At 66.6% G+C, this 17,541-nt stretch carries 19 protein-coding genes; 12 read left to right on the forward strand and 7 right to left on the reverse strand.

The window, feature by feature from the left end:
* The 8 genes from AC07O3_RS10285 to bglX all read left to right on the forward strand — a co-directional run bounded on the left by AC07O3_RS10285 (window position 1) and on the right by bglX (window position 9,869).
* A complete protein-coding gene (locus tag AC07O3_RS10285; RefSeq protein WP_093055887.1) occupies window positions 1-927 on the forward strand; it encodes a LysR family transcriptional regulator in 927 nt (308 codons plus the stop codon).
* 77 nt (window positions 928-1,004) lie between these two features.
* On the forward strand, window positions 1,005-2,432 hold the full coding sequence (gene tcuA, locus AC07O3_RS10290) for an FAD-dependent tricarballylate dehydrogenase TcuA (RefSeq protein WP_495339223.1): 1,428 nt from the start codon (window positions 1,005-1,007) through the stop codon (window positions 2,430-2,432).
* Window positions 2,416-3,645, forward strand: coding sequence for a tricarballylate utilization 4Fe-4S protein TcuB (gene tcuB, locus AC07O3_RS10295; RefSeq protein ID WP_495339224.1), 1,230 nt, complete (start codon window positions 2,416-2,418; stop codon window positions 3,643-3,645). Before tcuA ends, tcuB begins: the two co-directional genes overlap by 17 nt.
* 29 nt (window positions 3,646-3,674) lie before the next feature.
* Window positions 3,675-4,463, forward strand: coding sequence for a class II aldolase/adducin family protein (locus AC07O3_RS10300; protein ID WP_093055881.1), 789 nt, complete (start codon window positions 3,675-3,677; stop codon window positions 4,461-4,463).
* A 32-nt stretch (window positions 4,464-4,495) separates the two neighbouring features.
* A complete protein-coding gene (locus AC07O3_RS10305) occupies window positions 4,496-5,479 on the forward strand; it encodes a Bug family tripartite tricarboxylate transporter substrate binding protein (RefSeq protein ID WP_495339225.1) in 984 nt (327 codons plus the stop codon).
* Entirely contained in the window at window positions 5,476-6,453 is a 978-nt protein-coding gene (locus AC07O3_RS10310; RefSeq protein ID WP_495339226.1) for a D-2-hydroxyacid dehydrogenase, read from the forward strand. Before AC07O3_RS10305 ends, AC07O3_RS10310 begins: the two co-directional genes overlap by 4 nt.
* Window positions 6,454-6,505: 52 nt before the next feature.
* Complete coding sequence (locus AC07O3_RS10315; RefSeq protein ID WP_495339227.1) at window positions 6,506-7,495, forward strand: tripartite tricarboxylate transporter substrate binding protein; 990 nt, start codon at window positions 6,506-6,508, stop codon at window positions 7,493-7,495.
* A gap of 88 nt (window positions 7,496-7,583) precedes the next feature.
* Window positions 7,584-9,869, forward strand: coding sequence for a beta-glucosidase BglX (bglX, locus tag AC07O3_RS10320; protein WP_495339228.1), 2,286 nt, complete (start codon window positions 7,584-7,586; stop codon window positions 9,867-9,869).
* A 28-nt stretch (window positions 9,870-9,897) separates the two neighbouring features.
* On the opposite strand, the gene AC07O3_RS10325 is transcribed toward bglX, so the two are convergent.
* Window positions 9,898-10,275 (reverse strand): hypothetical protein, encoded by a 378-nt coding sequence (locus tag AC07O3_RS10325; protein ID WP_093055871.1) that lies wholly within the window; start codon window positions 10,273-10,275, stop codon window positions 9,898-9,900.
* 187 nt (window positions 10,276-10,462) lie between these two features.
* On the opposite strand from AC07O3_RS10325, the gene AC07O3_RS10330 reads away from it, so the two are divergent.
* Genes AC07O3_RS10330 through AC07O3_RS10345 form a run of 4 tightly spaced genes read left to right on the forward strand, consistent with a single transcriptional unit; the run spans window position 10,463 to window position 12,309 of the window.
* Window positions 10,463-11,146, forward strand: coding sequence for a class I SAM-dependent methyltransferase (locus AC07O3_RS10330; protein WP_495339229.1), 684 nt, complete (start codon window positions 10,463-10,465; stop codon window positions 11,144-11,146).
* Between the two features lie 40 nt (window positions 11,147-11,186).
* Complete coding sequence (locus AC07O3_RS10335) at window positions 11,187-11,663, forward strand: GNAT family N-acetyltransferase (RefSeq protein ID WP_495339230.1); 477 nt, start codon at window positions 11,187-11,189, stop codon at window positions 11,661-11,663.
* Complete coding sequence (locus AC07O3_RS10340; protein WP_495339231.1) at window positions 11,660-11,962, forward strand: hypothetical protein; 303 nt, start codon at window positions 11,660-11,662, stop codon at window positions 11,960-11,962. The genes AC07O3_RS10335 and AC07O3_RS10340 overlap by 4 nt, the downstream gene beginning before the upstream one ends.
* Window positions 11,959-12,309, forward strand: coding sequence for a VOC family protein (locus tag AC07O3_RS10345; protein ID WP_495339232.1), 351 nt, complete (start codon window positions 11,959-11,961; stop codon window positions 12,307-12,309). Before AC07O3_RS10340 ends, AC07O3_RS10345 begins: the two co-directional genes overlap by 4 nt.
* 22 nt (window positions 12,310-12,331) lie before the next feature.
* Here AC07O3_RS10345 and AC07O3_RS10350 read toward each other — a convergent pair whose 3' ends face one another.
* The 6 genes from AC07O3_RS10350 to urtD form a co-directional block, all read right to left on the reverse strand.
* Window positions 12,332-13,627 (reverse strand): aspartate carbamoyltransferase, encoded by a 1,296-nt coding sequence (locus tag AC07O3_RS10350; protein WP_093055863.1) that lies wholly within the window; start codon window positions 13,625-13,627, stop codon window positions 12,332-12,334.
* A gap of 124 nt (window positions 13,628-13,751) precedes the next feature.
* Window positions 13,752-14,102, reverse strand: coding sequence for an alpha/beta hydrolase (locus AC07O3_RS10355; RefSeq protein WP_093055861.1), 351 nt, complete (start codon window positions 14,100-14,102; stop codon window positions 13,752-13,754).
* Between the two features lie 157 nt (window positions 14,103-14,259).
* A complete protein-coding gene (locus AC07O3_RS10360) occupies window positions 14,260-14,601 on the reverse strand; it encodes a zinc ribbon domain-containing protein (protein WP_093176044.1) in 342 nt (113 codons plus the stop codon).
* Window positions 14,602-14,615: 14 nt separating this feature from the next.
* The gene (fmdA, locus tag AC07O3_RS10365; protein WP_093055859.1) at window positions 14,616-15,848 is read right to left on the reverse strand and encodes a formamidase; all 1,233 of its coding nucleotides are present in this window, start codon (window positions 15,846-15,848) and stop codon (window positions 14,616-14,618) included.
* A gap of 38 nt (window positions 15,849-15,886) precedes the next feature.
* Window positions 15,887-16,576: an urea ABC transporter ATP-binding subunit UrtE gene (gene urtE / locus AC07O3_RS10370; protein WP_093075114.1), complete on the reverse strand. Its 690-nt coding sequence runs from the start codon at window positions 16,574-16,576 to the stop codon at window positions 15,887-15,889.
* 209 nt (window positions 16,577-16,785) lie between these two features.
* On the reverse strand, window positions 16,786-17,529 hold the full coding sequence (gene urtD / locus AC07O3_RS10375; protein WP_093055857.1) for an urea ABC transporter ATP-binding protein UrtD: 744 nt from the start codon (window positions 17,527-17,529) through the stop codon (window positions 16,786-16,788).
* Window positions 17,530-17,541: the final 12 nt, after the last annotated feature.

Below are 17,541 nucleotides of genomic sequence, written 5' to 3' on the forward strand. Positions count from 1 at the left end.
ATGGAACTCCGGCAACTGCGCTACTTCGTCAAGGTCTGCGAGCTTCGCAGCATGGGCCGCGCGGCGGTCGAGCTGGGCGTCGTTACCTCGGCGCTGAGCCAGCAGATCAGCCGGCTCGAAAGCGAGTTGTCCACCCGGCTGCTGCAGCGCAGCTCGACCGGCGTTGCGCCCACCGATGCGGGCGTGGCCTTTCTCCACCAGGCCCAGCTCACGCTGCGCCATGCCGACGACGCGGTGCGCGCCGCGCAGCAGGCGCGGCTCTCGGGCCACGTGAGCGTGGGCCTGGCACCCACCACCGCCACGGTGCTCGGCGTGCCGCTGATGCGCGCCATGCGCGAGCGCTACCCCGAAGTGCGGCTGCACATGGTCGAAGCGCTGTCCGGCCACCTCACGACCATGCTGCAGGCGCGGCAGCTCGACCTGGCCGTGCTGTTCCAGACCGACACGCCGCGCCGCTGGAGCGTGACCCCGCTGCTGGCCGAGAAGCTCTTCGTCATTGCATCCCCCACGCTGCCGCAGCGCCCCACCGGCGCCCGCGTGCGCCTGTCGCAGCTGGCCGAACTGCCGCTGATACTGCCCAGCGGCAGCCACGGCCTGCGCGCCACGCTGATGGCGGCCTTCGCCCGGGCACGCATTGCACCGCGCATCGTGGCCGAGGTCGACGGCCTCGCGCTGCTGATGGATGCGGTGCGCGCGGGACACGGCGCCACCATCCAACCCGGCGCCGCTACCGCACGGCACGACCGCGACGACTTGCAGCTCACGCAGATCGCCGACGCGCACGTGGGCCGCCGCAACCTGCTTGTGAGCCTGTCGGACGACGAGCTCTCTCCCGCCGCGCTGGCGACCCGCGTGGTGATGGCCGACACGGCGCGCGCCCTGGTGCGCGATGGCAGTTGGACAGGAGCAAGTCTTCTCGAAAACTGAACACCCGTTGCCCGGATCGGCCTTTCGCCTGAAGGCCGGCGTGCCTAGAGTCTCCCGTATTCCAAGGAGACCCACGAGTGATCGATGTTCTGGTTGTCGGTGGCGGCAATGCCGCGCTGTGCGCCGCCCTGATGGCACGCGAGGCCGGCGCCTCGGTGCTGCTGCTCGAAGCCTCGCCCAAGGCATGGCGCGGCGGCAATTCGCAGCACACACGCAACCTGCGCTGCATGCACCACGCCCCGCAGGACGTGCTGATCGAGGCCTACCCTGAAGAAGAATACTGGCAAGACCTGCTGAAGGTGACCGGCGGCCTCACCGACGAACACCTGGCGCGCCTGGTGATTCGCGCCTCGTCGAATTGCCGCGACTGGATGCGCAGCCACGGCGTGCACTTTCAGCCGCCGCTGTCGGGCGCGCTGCACGTGGCGCGCACCAACGCCTTCTTCATGGGTGGCGGCAAGGCGTTGGTGAACGCCTATTTCCGCAGCGCCGAACGGCTGGGCGTGCAGATCCGCTACGACACGCCCGTGGCCTCGGTCGAGCTCGACGGCGACCGCTTCGTGGCCGCGCGCACCGAGGCCGGCGAGCGCATCGAAGCGAAAAGCTGCGTGCTGGCCGCAGGCGGCTTCGAGTCGAACCGCGAATGGCTGCGCGAAGCCTGGGGCCAGAACGAGCGCGGCGAATGGCCGGCCGACAACTTCCTGATCCGCGGTACGCGCTTCAACCAGGGCGTGCTGCTGAAGCACATGATCGCGGCGGGCGCAGACAGCATCGGCGATCCGTCACAGGGCCACATGGTGGCCATCGACGCGCGCGCGCCGCTGTACGACGGCGGCATCTGCACACGCATCGACTGCGTGTCGCTCGGCGTGGTCGTCAACCGCGAGGCGAATCGCTTCTACGACGAGGGCGAAGATTTCTGGCCCAAGCGATACGCCATCTGGGGCCGGCTCGTCGCGCAGCAGCCGGGGCAGATTGCCTGGTCGGTCATCGACCAGAAAGCGGTCGGGCGCTTCATGCCGCCGGTGTTCCCCGGCACGCAGGCGAACACGCTCGGCGAACTGGCACGCAAGATCGGCCTCGACGAAGCCACCTTCGTGCGCACGGTGGAGGACTACAACGCCGCCTGCCGCGTCGGCCGCTTCGACCACACTGCCCTCGACGACTGCCACACCGAGGGCCTCGCGCCAGCCAAGACGCACTGGGCGCGCCCCATCGACACAGCGCCCTTTTACGCCTACCCCGTGCGCCCCGGCATCACCTTCACCTACCTCGGCCTGAAGGTTGACGAAACAGCAGCCGTGCGCTTCGGCGGCCGGGCCAGCCCCAACCTGTTCGTTGCCGGCGAAATGATGGCCGGCAACGTGCTCGGCAAAGGCTACACGGCGGGCGTCGGCATGAGCATCGGCACGGCCTTCGGGCGCATTGCCGGCACGCAGGCCGCGAACGCGGCAAAGAACCTTTCGAAGAAATCCCCGGAGACCGCCCTTGCAGCAGCTCACTGATCTCGTCGCACGCGCCCGTGCGGATGCCGACGGCATCGGTGGCGGTGCCACGTCGCGCGTGATCCCGATACAGCCCGCCCTTCCGTTGACAGCGAGCGAAGGCGAAGTCGCCCGCATCCTGCAGATCTGCAACGCCTGCCGCTACTGCGAAGGCTTCTGCGCCGTGTTCCCGGCCATGACGCGCCGGCTCGAATTCGGCAAGGCCGACACGCACTACCTCGCCAACCTGTGCCACAACTGCGGCGCCTGCCTGCACGCCTGCCAGTACGCGCCGCCGCACGAGTTCGCGGTGAACGTGCCGCAGGCGATGGCGCAGGTGCGCATGCAGACGTATCACGACTACGCCTGGCCGCCTGCAATGGGTGCGCTCTACCAGCGCGCGGGCCTCACGGTTGCGCTCGCTCTGGCCGGTGGGCTCGCGCTCTTCCTGGTGCTGGCAGTGGCGATGTCGGGCTCGCTGCTGCATGAGCCGCTCGCGGGCAATTTCTACGCGATCTTTCCGCACAACTTTCTCGCGCTGGTGTTCGGCGCGGTGTTTCTCTTCGTGATGTTCGCGCTGGCCATGGGCGTGCGGCGCTTCTGGCGCGAGGTATCGCCGTCGCGCGACAACGTGCCTGCCGAAGTGACCGGCGTACGCAACGCAGCCAGCGCCGAGGCCGCGCAAGACGCACTGCGCCTGAAGTACCTGGGCGGCGGCCACGGCGAAGGCTGCAACAACGAAGACGACCGCTTCACCCTGTGGCGCCGGCGCTTCCACCACTTCACCTTCTACGGCTTCATGCTGTGCTTCGCGTCGACCTGCGTGGCCACGCTGTACCACTACCTGCTCGGCCTGCATGCGCCCTATGCGCTCACCAGCCTGCCCGTGCTGCTGGGCACCGCGGGCGGCATCGGCCTGGTGGTGGGCCCGGTCGGACTGCTGTGCCTCAACTTGCGGCGCGACCCGGCGCACGGCGACGTGGCGCAGCGCCCCATGGACCGCGGCTTCATCGCCCTGCTGCTGCTCACCAGCCTCACCGGCCTTGCGCTGCTGGCGTGGCGCGACACGCCCTTCATGGCATTGCTGCTGGCGGTGCACCTGGGCGTGGTGATGGCGCTCTTTCTCACCCTGCCCTACGGCAAGTTCGCGCACGGCATCTTCCGCTCGGCCGCCTTGCTGAAGTTCGCCATCGAGAAGCGCCTGCCCAACCGCCTGCAGCTTGGCGCCGACTGAATGAACCCCATGCATCCGAAGGAAACCCCATGACACAACCCGGCGTACTCCAGATTCCCTCCATGAAGGGCCGATGCTCCGATGCCGAATGGCAGGCCCGCATCGACCTCGCAGCCTGCTACCGGCTGGTGGACCTCTATGGCATGTCCGACATGATGGCCAACCACATCTCGTCGCACGTGCCGGGCGAGAAAGGCGCCTTCCTCATCAACCCCTACGGAATGATGTACGAGGAGATCACCGCCTCCAGCCTCATCAAGGTCGACCAGGACGGCAACATCCTCTCGAAGCCCGACTTCGGCGAGCTGGACTACGGCATCAACAAGGCCGGCTACGTGATCCACAGCGCCGTGCACGCCGCGCGGCCCGACGTGGCCTGCGTGATCCACACGCACAGCTGGGCGTCGATGGCGGTTTCGTCGCTCGAATGCGGCCTGCTGCCGCTCACTCAGACCGCCATGCGATTCCTGAAGATCGGCTACCACGACTACCAAGGCGTGGTGCTGAACACCGAGGAGCAGGCCTCGCTGCTGGCCGACCTGGGCGACCGCGAGGCCGTGATCTTCCGCAACCACGGCGCGCTGGTGGTGGGCCGCAGCGTGGGCGAAGCCTTCAACTGGATGCACCGGCTCGAGCTGGCCTGCCGCGCGCAGATCGGTGCGATGTCTTGCAACACGCTGCTGCGGGCCGTGCCGCAGCAGGTGCTGGAAGAAACCTGGAACAACTACCAGCCCGGCACGCGCCGACCCTACGGCCTCATGGAATGGCCTGCGCTGCTGCGCAAGCTCGACCGGATGGACCCGGGCTTTCGCGACTGAACACCAGACCGACTACCCACGAGAACACAACAATGACACGAGACAAGCCTTCTTCCCGCTTCTTGCAAAAGCTCTTCTGCGCCACGGCACTGCTGGCCGCCGGCCTCAACGCCACTGCACAGACGACCTACCCGAGCAAGCCCGTGCGCGTGGTCGTCGCCTTCACAGCCGGCGGCACCACCGACATCCTCGCGCGCGCCGTCACGCAGCACATGTCGGAAAGGCTCAAGCAGTCCTTCATCATCGACAACAAGCCCGGTGGCGGCGGCAACATCGGCACCGAGTTCGTGGTGCGCGCACCGGCCGACGGCTACACGCTGATCGTCAATTCGGTCGGCCCGATGGCCGTCAATCAGACGCTCTACAAGAACCTGCCCTACGACCCGCTCACCGACCTTGTGCCGGTGGTGCAGATCGCCGACGTGCCCAACGTGCTGGTGGTCAACCCCGAGGTGCCCGCGAAGACGCTGGAGGAATTCATCGCCTACGCCAAGGCCAACCCCAACAAGCTGAACTACGGCTCCACCGGCGTCGGCACCTCGTCGCACCTGTCGAGCTACATGCTCAGCAAGCGCATCGGGGCCGAGACGCTGCACGTGCCCTACAAGGGCGCTAACGCGCTCAACGACCTGCTCGCGGGCCGCGTGCAGTTCATGTTCGCCACCATTCCATCGGTCATCGCGCACATCAAGGCGGGCAAGCTCAGGGCCATTGCGGTGAGCAGCCAGAAGCGCTCGCGCTCGCTGCCCGACGTGCCGACCGTGGCCGAGAAGGGCTTCCCCGATTTCTCCGCCGGCTCGTGGTTCGGCTTCTTCGCGCCCAAGGGCACGCCAGCCCCGGTGATCGCGCTGCTCAACAAGTCGGTGAACGAGGCGCTGCCCTCGCTCGAGGCGCAGATGATCCGCGAGGGCGCCGACCCGGTGGGCGGCACGCCCGAGCAGTTCGGCAAGTTCACGCGCCAGGAGTACGAGAAGTGGAAGGCGATCGTGCGCGAATCGGGTGCGACGGCCGAATGAGCTCGCCGCTGCGCATCCTGATGACGCCGCAAGCCGCGGCGCAGACAGCGCCCGGCCTGCCCGCGGCGCTCGGCGACCGCACCCACGTGGTGGTGAACCCGGGCGACGACGCCGACGTGGCTTTTGTCTCGCGCGACGTCACCGGCCTGTCGACCAAGCACGAGGTGCTGCCGCACACGCAGGCCTTTCACGACGCAATGCGCCACGCGCCCTCGCTGCGTTGGGTGCACGCGCATTCCGCGGGCGCCGACCGGCCGGTGTACGGCGAGCTGCGGGCGCGCGGCGTGGAGGTCACGACCTCGTCGGGCGCCAACGCCGGCGTGGTCGTGCAGACCGCGCTGGCAGGCGTGCTGATGCTGGCACGGCAGTTTCCACAGCTGCTGGCCGCGCAACGCGCACGCACTTGGTCGCCGCTCATGGGCAGTGGCCTGCCGCGCGATCTCGCGGGGCAGACGGCAGTGGTCGTCGGCTGGGGGCCGATCGGGCAAGGCCTCGGTGCGCTGCTCGCGGCACTCGGGCTTCGTGTCGTGTCCGTGCGCGGGAGCGAGGCCTCGGCCGCCGTGCCGGCCCACGAGAGCGTGAGCTACGAACAGCTGCACACAGTGCTGCCGAAGGCGGACTGGCTGCTGCTGGCCTGCCCGCTGAGCGATCGCACGCGCGGCCTCATCGATGCGGCGGCGCTGGCGCACATGCCCGCCGGTGCGCGGCTCGTGAACGTCTCTCGCGGCGAAGTGATCGACGAGCCGGCGCTCATCGATGCATTGCGCAGCGGCGCGCTGGCCGGTGCGTATCTCGACGTGTTCGCGCACGAGCCCCTGCCGGCCGACTCGCCGCTGTGGAGCCTGCCGAACGTGATCGTCACGCCCCACAGCGCCGGCCATTCGGACGGCAATGAGGCCCGCGTGGCCGCGATCTTTCTCGACAACCTGCAGCGCTGGGTACGCAACCAGCCGCTGCTGAACCGCGTGGCGTGAATCGCGCGCTTTTTTCAATAACCAATAACAACGACCCCACGACATCCAGACCATGAAATCCTCCTTCCCACGCCCCTCGACTTTTCTGCGCACCTGCATGGCCGCCCTGCTGCTGGCCACCGCCGCGGCGTCGTCCAGCGCGGCCGACTGGCCCGCCAAGCCCATCACCCTCGTCGTGCCCTTCGTGGCGGGCGGCACCACCGACATCGTCGCGCGCACCGTGGGCCAGAAGCTGTCGGAAACGCTCAAGCAGCCGGTCATCATCGACAACCGCGGTGGCGCGGGCGGCACCGTGGGCGCGGCCATCGCGTCGAAGGCGCCGGCCGATGGCTACACGCTGTTCATGGCCACCATCGCGCATTCGATCGCGCCGGGCCTCTACAAGCGCCTGCCCTACGACTTCCAGCGCGACTTCGATCCGGTGGCGCTGGTCGCATCCACGCCCAACGTGCTGATCGTGAACGAGAAGGTGCCCGTGAAATCGGTGGCCGAACTCGTCGCCTACATCAAGGCCAACCCGGGCAAGGTCAACTACGGCTCGGCGGGCAACGGCAGCACGGAGCACATCTCGGGCGAGCTGTTTCGTTCGATGACGAAGACCGACATCGTGCACGTGCCCTACAAGGGCGGCGCGCCGATGATGGCCGACCTGATGGGCGGGCAGATCCAGATGGCCATCGAGACCAGCCCCTCGGCCGCACCGCACATCCGCGCCGACAAGGTGCAGGCGCTGGCCGTGACCACGAAGACGCGCTCGCCCGCCTACCCCGGCGTACCCACGCTCGACGAGGCCGGCCTCAAGGGCTACGACATGACCACCTGGTTCGCGCTCATGGCGCCGCACGGCACGCCGCCCGAGCTGGTGCAGCGCCTGAACACCGAGGTGTCGCGCGTGCTGCAGCAGCCTGACGTAGTGAAACGCTTCGAGGAACAGGGCGTGACGGCCGGCAGCATGAAGCCGGCCGAGCTCGCAACCTTCATCGGCAGCGAGACGACGAAATGGGTGAAGGTGGCGAAGGATTCGGGCGCCACCGCAGAGTAAGCACGGCCCCGGCTATCGGAGAAGACCTACGGCCAGCGCGGAAACCCGCCGAGAGGGCATGGCGGCGTTATCTGGAGAATAGGAGGCCATGCGCATCAGAACCCCGGCTTCCTTTCTCGCTCCCGCCTCCGCCCTTCTCTCCCTCGCGCTCCTGCTTCCCCCTGCATCCGCCGCCCCCGCCGCGGCAGATGCAGCGCTGACGCCCGAGGCCCGCATCGAGGCCCTCATCGCCCGTATGACAGTGCAGGAGAAGGCCGGCCAGCTCACCCTGTACGGCCCCGCCGACATCGACACCCCCAACAACCCCCAGGCCGGCTGGCGCAATGCACAGCAGGAGACTGCCGACGTGCGCGCCGGCCGGCTCACAGGCCTGTTCAACAATGCCGGCCTCGAAGGCAAGCGGCGGCTGCAGCAGATTGCGGTGAACGAGTCGCGCCTGGGCATTCCGCTGATCTTCGGCGCGGACGTGATCCACGGCTTTCGCACCATGTTCCCGATGCCGCTGGCCGAGGCCTCCAGCTGGGAACCCGACCTGGCCGAACGCACCGCGCGCGCCGCGGCGGTCGAGGCCACGGCCGACGGCTTCCGCTGGACCTTCGCGCCCATGGTCGACATCGCGCGCGATGCGCGCTGGGGCCGCGGCCTCGAAGGCGCGGGCGAAGACGTGTACCTCTCGCGGCAGTTCGCCGCCGCGCGCGTGCGCGGCTTCCAGGGCCCCGACCTTTCGCGGCCCGACTCGATGCTGGCCACGCCCAAGCACTTCGCGGCCTACGGCGCGGGCGAAGGCGGGCTCGACTACAACGTGAGCGACATCTCGCAGCAGACGCTGCGCGAGGTGTACCTGCCGCCGTTCCGCGCGGCACTGGATGCCGGCGCGCTCTCGGTGATGAGCGCCTTCAACGAAATCGGCGGCGTGCCCTCCACCGCCAACCACTCGCTGCTCACGGGCGTGCTGCGCGACGAATGGAAGTTTCAGGGCTTCGTGGTCTCCGACTACACGGCCGACGAAGAACTGGTGGAGCACGGCTACGCCGCCAACCCGCGCGAGGCCGCCAAGCAGGCCTTCATGGCCGGCACCGACGTGAGCATGCAGAGCGGCCTGTACATGCGCTACCTGCCCGACCTCGTGGCCTCGGGCGAGGTGCCCATGGAGCGGCTCGACGAGGCCGTGCGCCGCGTGCTGCGCGTCAAGCAGAAGCTGGGCCTGTTCGACGACCCGATGCACGGCCTCGACGGCCCACCCGCCTCGCAGCGCCCCGAGAACCCCGAATTCATCTCACTGGCCCGCGAGAGCGCGCGCCGCTCCATCGTGATGCTGAAGAACGAGCGCATGCTGCTGCCGCTGCCCAAGGCCGGCACGAAGATCGCGCTGATCGGGCCCTTCGCCGAGGGCACCGTCGACCTGATGGGCGCGTGGAGCCTGTTCCCCGGACAGTCGGCACCGGTGGGCATCGACCAGGGCCTGCGCGGGGCGCTGGGGCCCAACTCGTCGGTGAACGTGGTGCGCGGCTCGGGCATCGAGTCGACGCTGCCCGGCGGCATCGACGCCGCGGTGGCGGCCGCGCGCGATGCCGACGTGGTGGTGCTCGCCATCGGCGAGAGCGAGAAGATGTCGGGCGAGGCGCGCTCGCGCAGCGACATCGGGTTGCCGCAGGCGCAGCAAGACCTGGCCGAGGCCGTGGCCGCCACTGGCAAGCCCGTGATAGTGCTGTTGAGCAACGGCCGAGCGATGGCGCTCAAGGGCGCGGTGCGCAATGCGCGCGCCATCCTCGTCACGTGGTTCCTCGGCGTGCAGACCGGCAACGCGATCGCCGACGTCGTGTTCGGCGACTTCAACCCCTCGGGCCGCCTGCCCGTGAGCTTTCCGCAAACGGCCGGCCAGGTGCCCTACTACTACGCCCACAAGCGCACCGGCAGGCCGTCGCCCGAGAACGCGCCAGGCACGTCATTCAAGACGCGCTACCTGGACGCGACGAACGAAGCGCTCTACCCCTTCGGCTTCGGCATCGGCTATTCACCGGTGCGCTACGACAACGTCGAACTGAGTACAGAGCGGCTGCCGATGTCGGAAACGCTGCGCGTGCGCGCCACCGTCACCAACACCGGCCAGCGCGACGCGGAAGAAGTGGTGCAGCTCTACATCGGCCAGCGCGCGGCAAGCGTGACGCGGCCGGTGCGCGAGCTGAAGAGCTTTCGCAAGATCGGCATCGCGCCGGGAGCTTCAGCGGTCGTCGAGTTCACGCTCACGGCCGACGACCTCGCCTTCATCGGCCGCGACATGAAGTCGACCGTCGAGCCCGGCGAGTTCGACCTGTGGGTGGCGCCTTCGGCCGCAAGCGGCATCCGCAGGCGCTTCGTGCTCACGCGCGATTGACGCCGGGCGCGCGAGGCGCCGCGGCGGCTCAGTAGGTGGTCGCGCCAGTTGTGTTGGTGGCGTGTGTCATCGACGCATCCGGCTGGTTCGCAGAAGCCACCGGCGGCTGCACCTGCGATTCCAGAACTTCCGTCGGATGGATGCCGGTGTTCGCGCGAATCGCCTCGGCCTGCACCTGCGCACGGTCGGCGCCCGACACAGGCGCCTGCACCTGCGATTCCAGAACCTCTGTTGCGTGAATGCCGTTATTGGCGCGCATGGCGTCCTCGGCCACCGCATCGCGCGACTGGGTCGAATGCGAGATCTGCGGATAGTCGGGATCGGCCAGCCCGCCTGCGTGCGCGAGCGATGTCAACACCAGTGCCGGCACAGCGGCGATGCAGAGGGTTGCGATACGAAATCTCATGGTTGTCTCCTTGAGTGATGACGATGAATTCACTCTAGGACGCGGTACTTACCAGGCCATGAGAGGCCGCTTACACAGCAGTGAGAGTTTGCTTAGATGAGCGTGAGAAGGCGCGCAGCCGGCAAGGGCGCATACTGGCCCACCTTTGCTGCACCGGGGCCTCGCACGCGAGACCCTGCTCCCTTCGATGCCGGGCTATCTACTCAAGCTGGAGCGCATCGCCATCGCGGGTGCCGACGACCTCGTCATTCAATCGTTGCTCGATCGGCAACAGTTCTCCGACCCTTTGGGCACGGCTGCCGCGCAGGGAATCTCTTCCGCCTCGTGGCCAATGTTCGGGCTGCTGTGGCCCTCGGGCGCGCAACTGGCCGCGCGCATGGCATTGCACCCCGTGGTGCTGGGCGCGCGCGTGCTCGAAATTGGCTGCGGCCTTGCGCTAGCAAGCCTGGTCGGCCATCGGCGCGGCAACGACATGACAGCGAGCGACTGCCACCCGCTCGCTGGCGGCTTCCTGCTGGAGAACCTTCGGCTGAACGCCTTGCCGCCCATGAAATACAGGCGCGGCCACTGGGGCATGGAGGAGACCGGCGCCGACGGCGACGTGCACGGCCTGTTCGACCTCGTGATCGGCAGCGACCTGCTGTACGAACGCGATGCGGAAGGCCTGCTCGCCGCCTTCATCGCCCGCCACACCAGCCCCGCCGCCGAGGTGTGGATCGTCGACCCGGACAGGGGCAACCGGTCGGCATTCAACAGGCAAATGGCGGACGAAGGCTTCGGCATGTGCGAGGAGCGGCTGGACCAGATCGCAACCGTGAGCCGGGCGGCATACAGGGGGCGGTTGCTGACGTATCGGCGTGCGGCTGCTTGAGGCTCTATATTCGGCCGCTTCTGAATCGGAAGGCTGCCTTGTGGAGACAACGAACATCCGACGCGCCAGACCGGACGATGCCAAGGGCATCGAGGCGCTGTACTGCGAGCTGATCGGCGACACGCGCGTGTGCGTCCTGCCGGAGCACATCGCCGAACTGGCGAACGACTCTCGAACGGCGCTGCTTGTTCTGGAGCATGAGGGCGTGCTGCGCGCCACGGCCTTGCTGAACTTCTGCACCGATGTGATGTACAGGGCCCAGCCCTTCGCCGTGGTCGAGAACATCGTTGTCGGCGAGGCGTTTCGCGGCCAAGGCTCGGGAGCGGCACTCCTGCGGCACATCGAAGACGAATGCATCGTGCACGACTGCTCCAAGATCATGCTGCTCAGTTCAGTCGAGCGCGGCGAAGCACACCGGTTCTTCGAGCACTGCGGCTTTGCAGGCTCGAAGAAGAAAGGCTTCGTCAAGTACCGCAGAGACTTCCAGCGCGACGATGCGGGCATCCGAACACCATGACGATCACGCCGAACCACGCCCTGCCCATCGACCACTTCCTCGACCTCGTGTCCGACACGCTGGTCAACAGCTACTGCTTTCGATCGACGGGCCGAGTGACCGCGACGATCGGCAAGAAGAACGGCCCTCTGGCCGGGCCGCTGTTCAACTACCGCTTGATATCCGACGACAGCATCGAGATCATCCATTCGGACGGGCGCATCGAACGCTGGACCGGCATCCGCGTCGAAGGCGGCCTGCTGCACGTCGAGCGCGACGGCCAACTCCAAACCTTCACGATCAGAAAACCCGCCCCATGAAAGTCAAACGACTGGTCGCCAACTTCGCAACGCCCGAGCCCGCGCGTGCGGCTGTCTTCTACAAGGACATCCTCGGCCTCGATCTGCTCATGGACCACGGCTGGATCCAGACCTACGGCTCGCAGGCCGGGATGACGTTGCAGGTCAGCTTCGCATCGGAAGGCGGCTCGGGTACGCCAGTGCCCGATCTGTCCATCGAGGTCGACGACATCGACACGGCCTTCGAACGCATGAAGGCCGCGGGCTTCGCCATCGAATACGGCCCGACGGACGAACCCTGGGGCGTGCGCCGCTTCTACGTGCGCGATCCGTTCGGCAAGCTGGTCAACATCCTCGCGCACGCCTGACGGCCACGCGCTCTCGCGAGCCTCAATCGAGCCCGTGAAACACACTGTCGTCCGGCCCGATGTGCGAGGGTGGCGTCCAGGCAGCATCGCGCATCGAGCGGCTGACGAGTTTTTCAACGCCCAGCAGCGTGGCGAAGATCGCCATGCGCACCGGGATGCCGTTGTCGGTCTGGCGGAAGATGGCCAGGCGCGGGTCGTTGTTCAGGTCGACGCTCAGGTCGTGCGAGCCGGGGCGGCCATCGCGCGGCAGCGGGTGCATCACGACCACCTCGGGCTTGCAGGCCGATTCGATGAGCGCGCGGTTGATCTCGAATGCGTTGTCAAAGCCTTCCAGCACTTCGTCGTTCGCGAAGCGCTCTTTCTGGATGCGGGTGGCGTAGATGATGTCCGCGCCAGCAAGCGCCTGCGCGGGCGTGGCGGCAGTTTCGACCACGTGGCCGTTGCGGCTCACGGCCTCCACGATTTCCGCGGGCATTGCGAGCGACGGCGGCGAGATCAGCGTGAACTTCAGGCCCCGGTACAGCGCGAGCAGCTTGATGAGCGAGTGCACGGTGCGCCCGTACTTCAGGTCGCCGACCATCGCGATGTGCGCGCCGTCTACCAGCTTGCCCAGGCGCGAGAACTCGCGCTGGATGGTGTACAGGTCGAGCAGCGCCTGGCTGGGGTGCTCGCCCGGGCCGTCGCCGCCGTTGATGACCGGCACGTTGGTGGCGCGCGCGAATTCGGCGACCGAGCCCTGCTCCGGATGCCGCACCACGATCGCATCGGCATAGCCGCTGATGACGCGGCTGGTGTCGTAGATCGATTCGCCCTTGGCCATCGACGAGAAAGTGAAGCCCGTGGTGTCGCACACCGAGCCGCCCAGCCGGCAGAACGCCGCGCCGAAGCTCACGCGGGTGCGCGTGCTGGCTTCGAAGAACAGATTGGCCAGCACGGCCCCTTCGAGCACGCGGCTGACCTTGCGTCGGCGCGCGATGGGCTGCATCACGTCGGCCAACTGGAACAGTTCGTCGATGGCGTCGCGGTTGAACTGGCTGACCGACAGCAGGTGGTGCGAGCCTTCAGTGGCCAGCGCCTGGCGCAAGGCACCTTCATGTGCGCTTTGCGTATATTCACTGCGCCGCCCATCTGAAGCCAGGATCTCGCTCACGAAGCGCCGCGCGACTTCGGGCATGGCCCTGAATTCATTGGATTCGTCGGGCAGGAGCCAGGCGTCGAGCGCCCTTCTGCGGCTGCCGATGCGCTCTGCGAAAGCATCACGCGTCATGTTGAGTTGACGCATCGCGTCGCGAAGGAGCACCTGTTGCGGCATGTTCATGGGCCGCAAATATATACTCAATGCGTATATTTTGGCAACAACCACAAAGCGATCGGCCATGAAAAAACGGGCCCGAGGGCCCGTTCTTGCTCTTGCAACACCCGAAGGTGTCGTGGTCGGTTGCTTACAGGCCAGCTTGGCGCGTGAACGACACGCTGGGCTTCTTGTACGCAGCCGGCACTTCGTCGCGGTAGAACGCGCGGCGGTCGAGGCTGGCGAACGGGTCGTGTGCCTTGGCAACGGCTTCGGCTTGCACGGTCGCGCGGTTGGCGGTCGACGTGAAGGCTTGTGCGCCAGCGCCCGAGGCATCGCTGTATTCATTGCCAGCACGAGCGGCGGCAACGGCTTGCGGTGCGACTTCAGCGCGGGTCACAGAAGAGTTCACGACGTGCACGCCGTCGTAGGTTTCTGCGTGGGCTCCGGCAGCAGCCAGGAGCGAGAGGGCAGCAGCGGCGAGGATCTTCGAGGCATTCATTTCAATCTCCTTCAAGTGATGGGTTGGTGAGGAGAAGTTTGATCCTGAAGAGCCCTGAAAAACGCCGTCGAAATGAACCACGGCGTTCACAGGATTGAAACAATCAGGGCCTTGAAAAGAAGCCGGTCAATAGGGGTTGCCCCATGAAACGCCAGCCTCAGTGGCTGATCATCCACGGCCGCCTCGAAGGCGCGGACTTGGCCCCGTTGGGCGCCGTCACCGTCGCACCCCGCTTGCCCGAACTGCAGCAGCCGCAGCCCGCCGGATGCTTGAAGCGCGCGTAGTCGCGTGAACTGCCGGGCTCATGCCGTGCGCGCTCGTTGGTTTCCATGGCGCGGCGCGTGCCCGAGGCCATCAGCGCGAGCCGCGGTGCGGCTGAAAGTACACGCGGCGCGGCGCATCCGCAATCGGGGCATGCGGCAGGCTCGTCGCGCAGGCCCGAAGGCCGTAGCGCCTCGAAGCCGCCGCATTGCCCGCAGGCGTAGTCGTAAGTGGGCATGGCCAGGCTGTCTTTCAACGCAGGTCGTGCGACAGCGGCATGCTGATGCTGCCGTCGATCATCTTCACCGGGCCCGAGGCATTCGGGTTGATGTCGAAGTCGAAGATGCCCGTGGGCAGCCACAGCGTGGCGCACGAGTTGGGTACGTCGACCACGCCGCTGATGTGGCCCTGCACCGGCGCCGTGCCAAGAATCGAATAGGCCTGCGCACCCGAGTAGCCGAACTTCTTCAGGTACTCGATGGCATTCAGGCAGGCCTGGCGGTAGGCCACGTTCACGTCGAGGTAGTGCTGCTTGCCGCTCTCATCGACCGAGATGCCTTCGAAGATCAGGTAGTCGTTGTACTGCGGCGTGATCGGGCTGGGCTTGAAGATCGGGTTCTTGATGCCGTACTTGGCCATGCCGCCCTTGATGAGCGTGACCTTCATGTGCACCCAGCCGGCCATTTCGATGGCGCCGCAGAAGGTGATTTCGCCGTCGCCCTGGCTGAAGTGCAGGTCGCCCACGCTGAGGCCTGCGCCGTCGACGTACACGGGGAAGAACACTTTGGAGCCGCGCGACAGGTCCTTGATGTCGCAGTTGCCGCCATGCTCGCGCGGTGGCACGGTGCGCGCACCCTCGGCGGCGGCCTTCGCCCTCGCCTCGCCGGTCATCTTGCCCATGTGGGCGGTGCCGGCGAACGGCGGATTGGCAAGGCCGGGCACGCGATCGGGGTCGGTGGCAATGAGCGCCTTCTCGCGCTCGTTCCACATGTCGAGCATGGGCTTGTCGGGCAGGCAGCCGATCAGGCCAGGGTGGATGAGGCCCGCGAAGTTCACGCCCGGAATGTGGCGCGAACTGGTGAACATGCCCTTGAAGTCCCAGATCGATTTCTGCGCCTCGGGAAAGTGGTCGGTGAGAAAGCCGCCGCCGTTCTTCTTCGAGAAGAAGCCGTTGAAGCCCCAGAGGCTGTCCTGCTTGGCGCCGATGTCGAGCAGGTCGACCACCAGCAGGTCGCCAGGCTCGGCGCCCTTCACACCCACGGGGCCCGAGAGGTAGTGCACCGTGCTCAGGTCGATGTCGCGCACGTCGTCGGCGCTGTCGTTGTTCTTGATGAAGCCGCCGGTCCAGTCGAAGGTCTCGAGGATGAAGTCGTCGCCCGGGTTGACCCAGCAGGCCATCGGAATGTCCGGGTGCCAGCGGTTGTGAATCAACTCGTTCTCTGTGGGCGACTTGGTCAGATCGACCTTGATCAGCGTGTCCGTCATTTGCAGTGGCTCCTGGTTGGGTTGTGGTTGAACGGAAATCAAACGGAGAGGTAGGCCTTGATGTGGTCCACGTCGGTCTTGTCGCGCGCGGTCTCGTGCACGAGGCGGCCGCCTTCGATCACGAAGAGCCGATCGGCCACGTCCATCGCAAAGCTGAGCACCTGCTCGGACACGACGATGGTGATGCCGCGCAGCTTGCGGATCTCGTTGAGCGCCTTGGCGATGTCCTTGATGATCGAAGGCTGGATACCCTCGGTGGGCTCGTCGAGCAGCAGCACCTTGGGGTCGGTGACGAGGGCACGTGCAATCGCAAGCTGCTGTTGTTGGCCGCCCGAGAGGTTGCCGCCCTTGCGGCTCTTCATGTCCCACAGCACGGGGAACAGCGCGTAAATTTCTTCGGGAATGCGGCGGGTCTTCGAGTTCTCGAGCCCGGTCTGGATGTTCTCCTCCACCGTCAGCGTCGGAAAGATCATCCGGCCCTGCGGCACGTAAGCGATGCCCTTGGCCACTCGGCGAAAGCTCTCGTCGCGCGACACGTCCTGGCCCGCCACTTCGATGCGCCCACTCTTCAATGGCAGCACGCCCATGAGGCTCTTGAACAGCGTGGTCTTGCCCATGCCGTTGCGACCCATGATGGCGATGGTTTCGTTGGCATGGCCCTCGAAGGAGATGCCGTGCAGGGCCTCGCTCTGGCCGTAGGCTACGTGCAGGTCTTCTACCTTCAGCATGAGGTTGCTCATATCTTTGGACTCTCTCGGGTTGTGTTCGGGGTGCTTGCACAGGCCGTCGGTTCGCGGCCAATCAACAAGTGCTCTGAACGCTCACGACGGCGGGGTGCCTTGCGCAGCGAAATAAAGGAGGAGCCCGAAGGGCGGGGGACATTCGCGGAGCAAGGTACCCCGTCGTCGTGAGCGAGCCCTGAACGACAGCGCTTCATCTAGTGCCCCAGATAGACATCGATGACCTTGGGATCCGCCTGCACCTTCTCCATGGGCCCCTCGGCAAGGATCCTCCCCTGGTGCATCACGGTGACCTTGTGCGCGATCTGCTTGACGAAGGCCATGTCGTGCTCGATGACGATCACCGCGCGGTTCTGGCAGATGCGCTTGAGCAGGTCGGCCGTGAGCTCTCGTTCGCGCGCGCTCATGCCGGCAATGGGTTCGTCGAGCATCAGCAGCTCGGGCTCCTGCATCAGCAACATGCCAATCTCAAGCCACTGCTTCTGGCCGTGGCTCAGCAGGCCGGCCTCTGTGTCGAGGCGGTCGGCCAGGCCGATCTCTTCCGCAATCGCCTGCACCTTGGCCTTGACCTCGTCGTCGCACTTGAAAGCCAGCGCGCCGAACACCGAGCGGCCCTTCGGGAACGACACCTCCAGGTTCTGGAACACGCTCAGGTTCTCGTAGATGGATGGTGTCTGGAACTTGCGGCCGATGCCCAGCCGCACGCGCTTGTGCTCGGCCATCTTCGTGAGCTCGGTGTTCTTGAACTTGATGCTGCCGGCGCTTGCGCGCGTCTTGCCGCAGATCAGGTCGAGCAGCGTGGTCTTGCCTGCCCCGTTGGGACCGATGATCACGCGCAACTCGTTGCGGTCGATGTACAGCGTGAGGTCGTCGATGGCCTTGAAGCCGTCGAAGGAGACGGTGAGATCTTCCACGGCGAGCGCGAAGTCGGTGTTGCTCATGAGGGTGTGGCT

The sequence above is a fragment of the Variovorax sp. GW821-FHT09D05 genome (genome assembly GCF_059416325.1).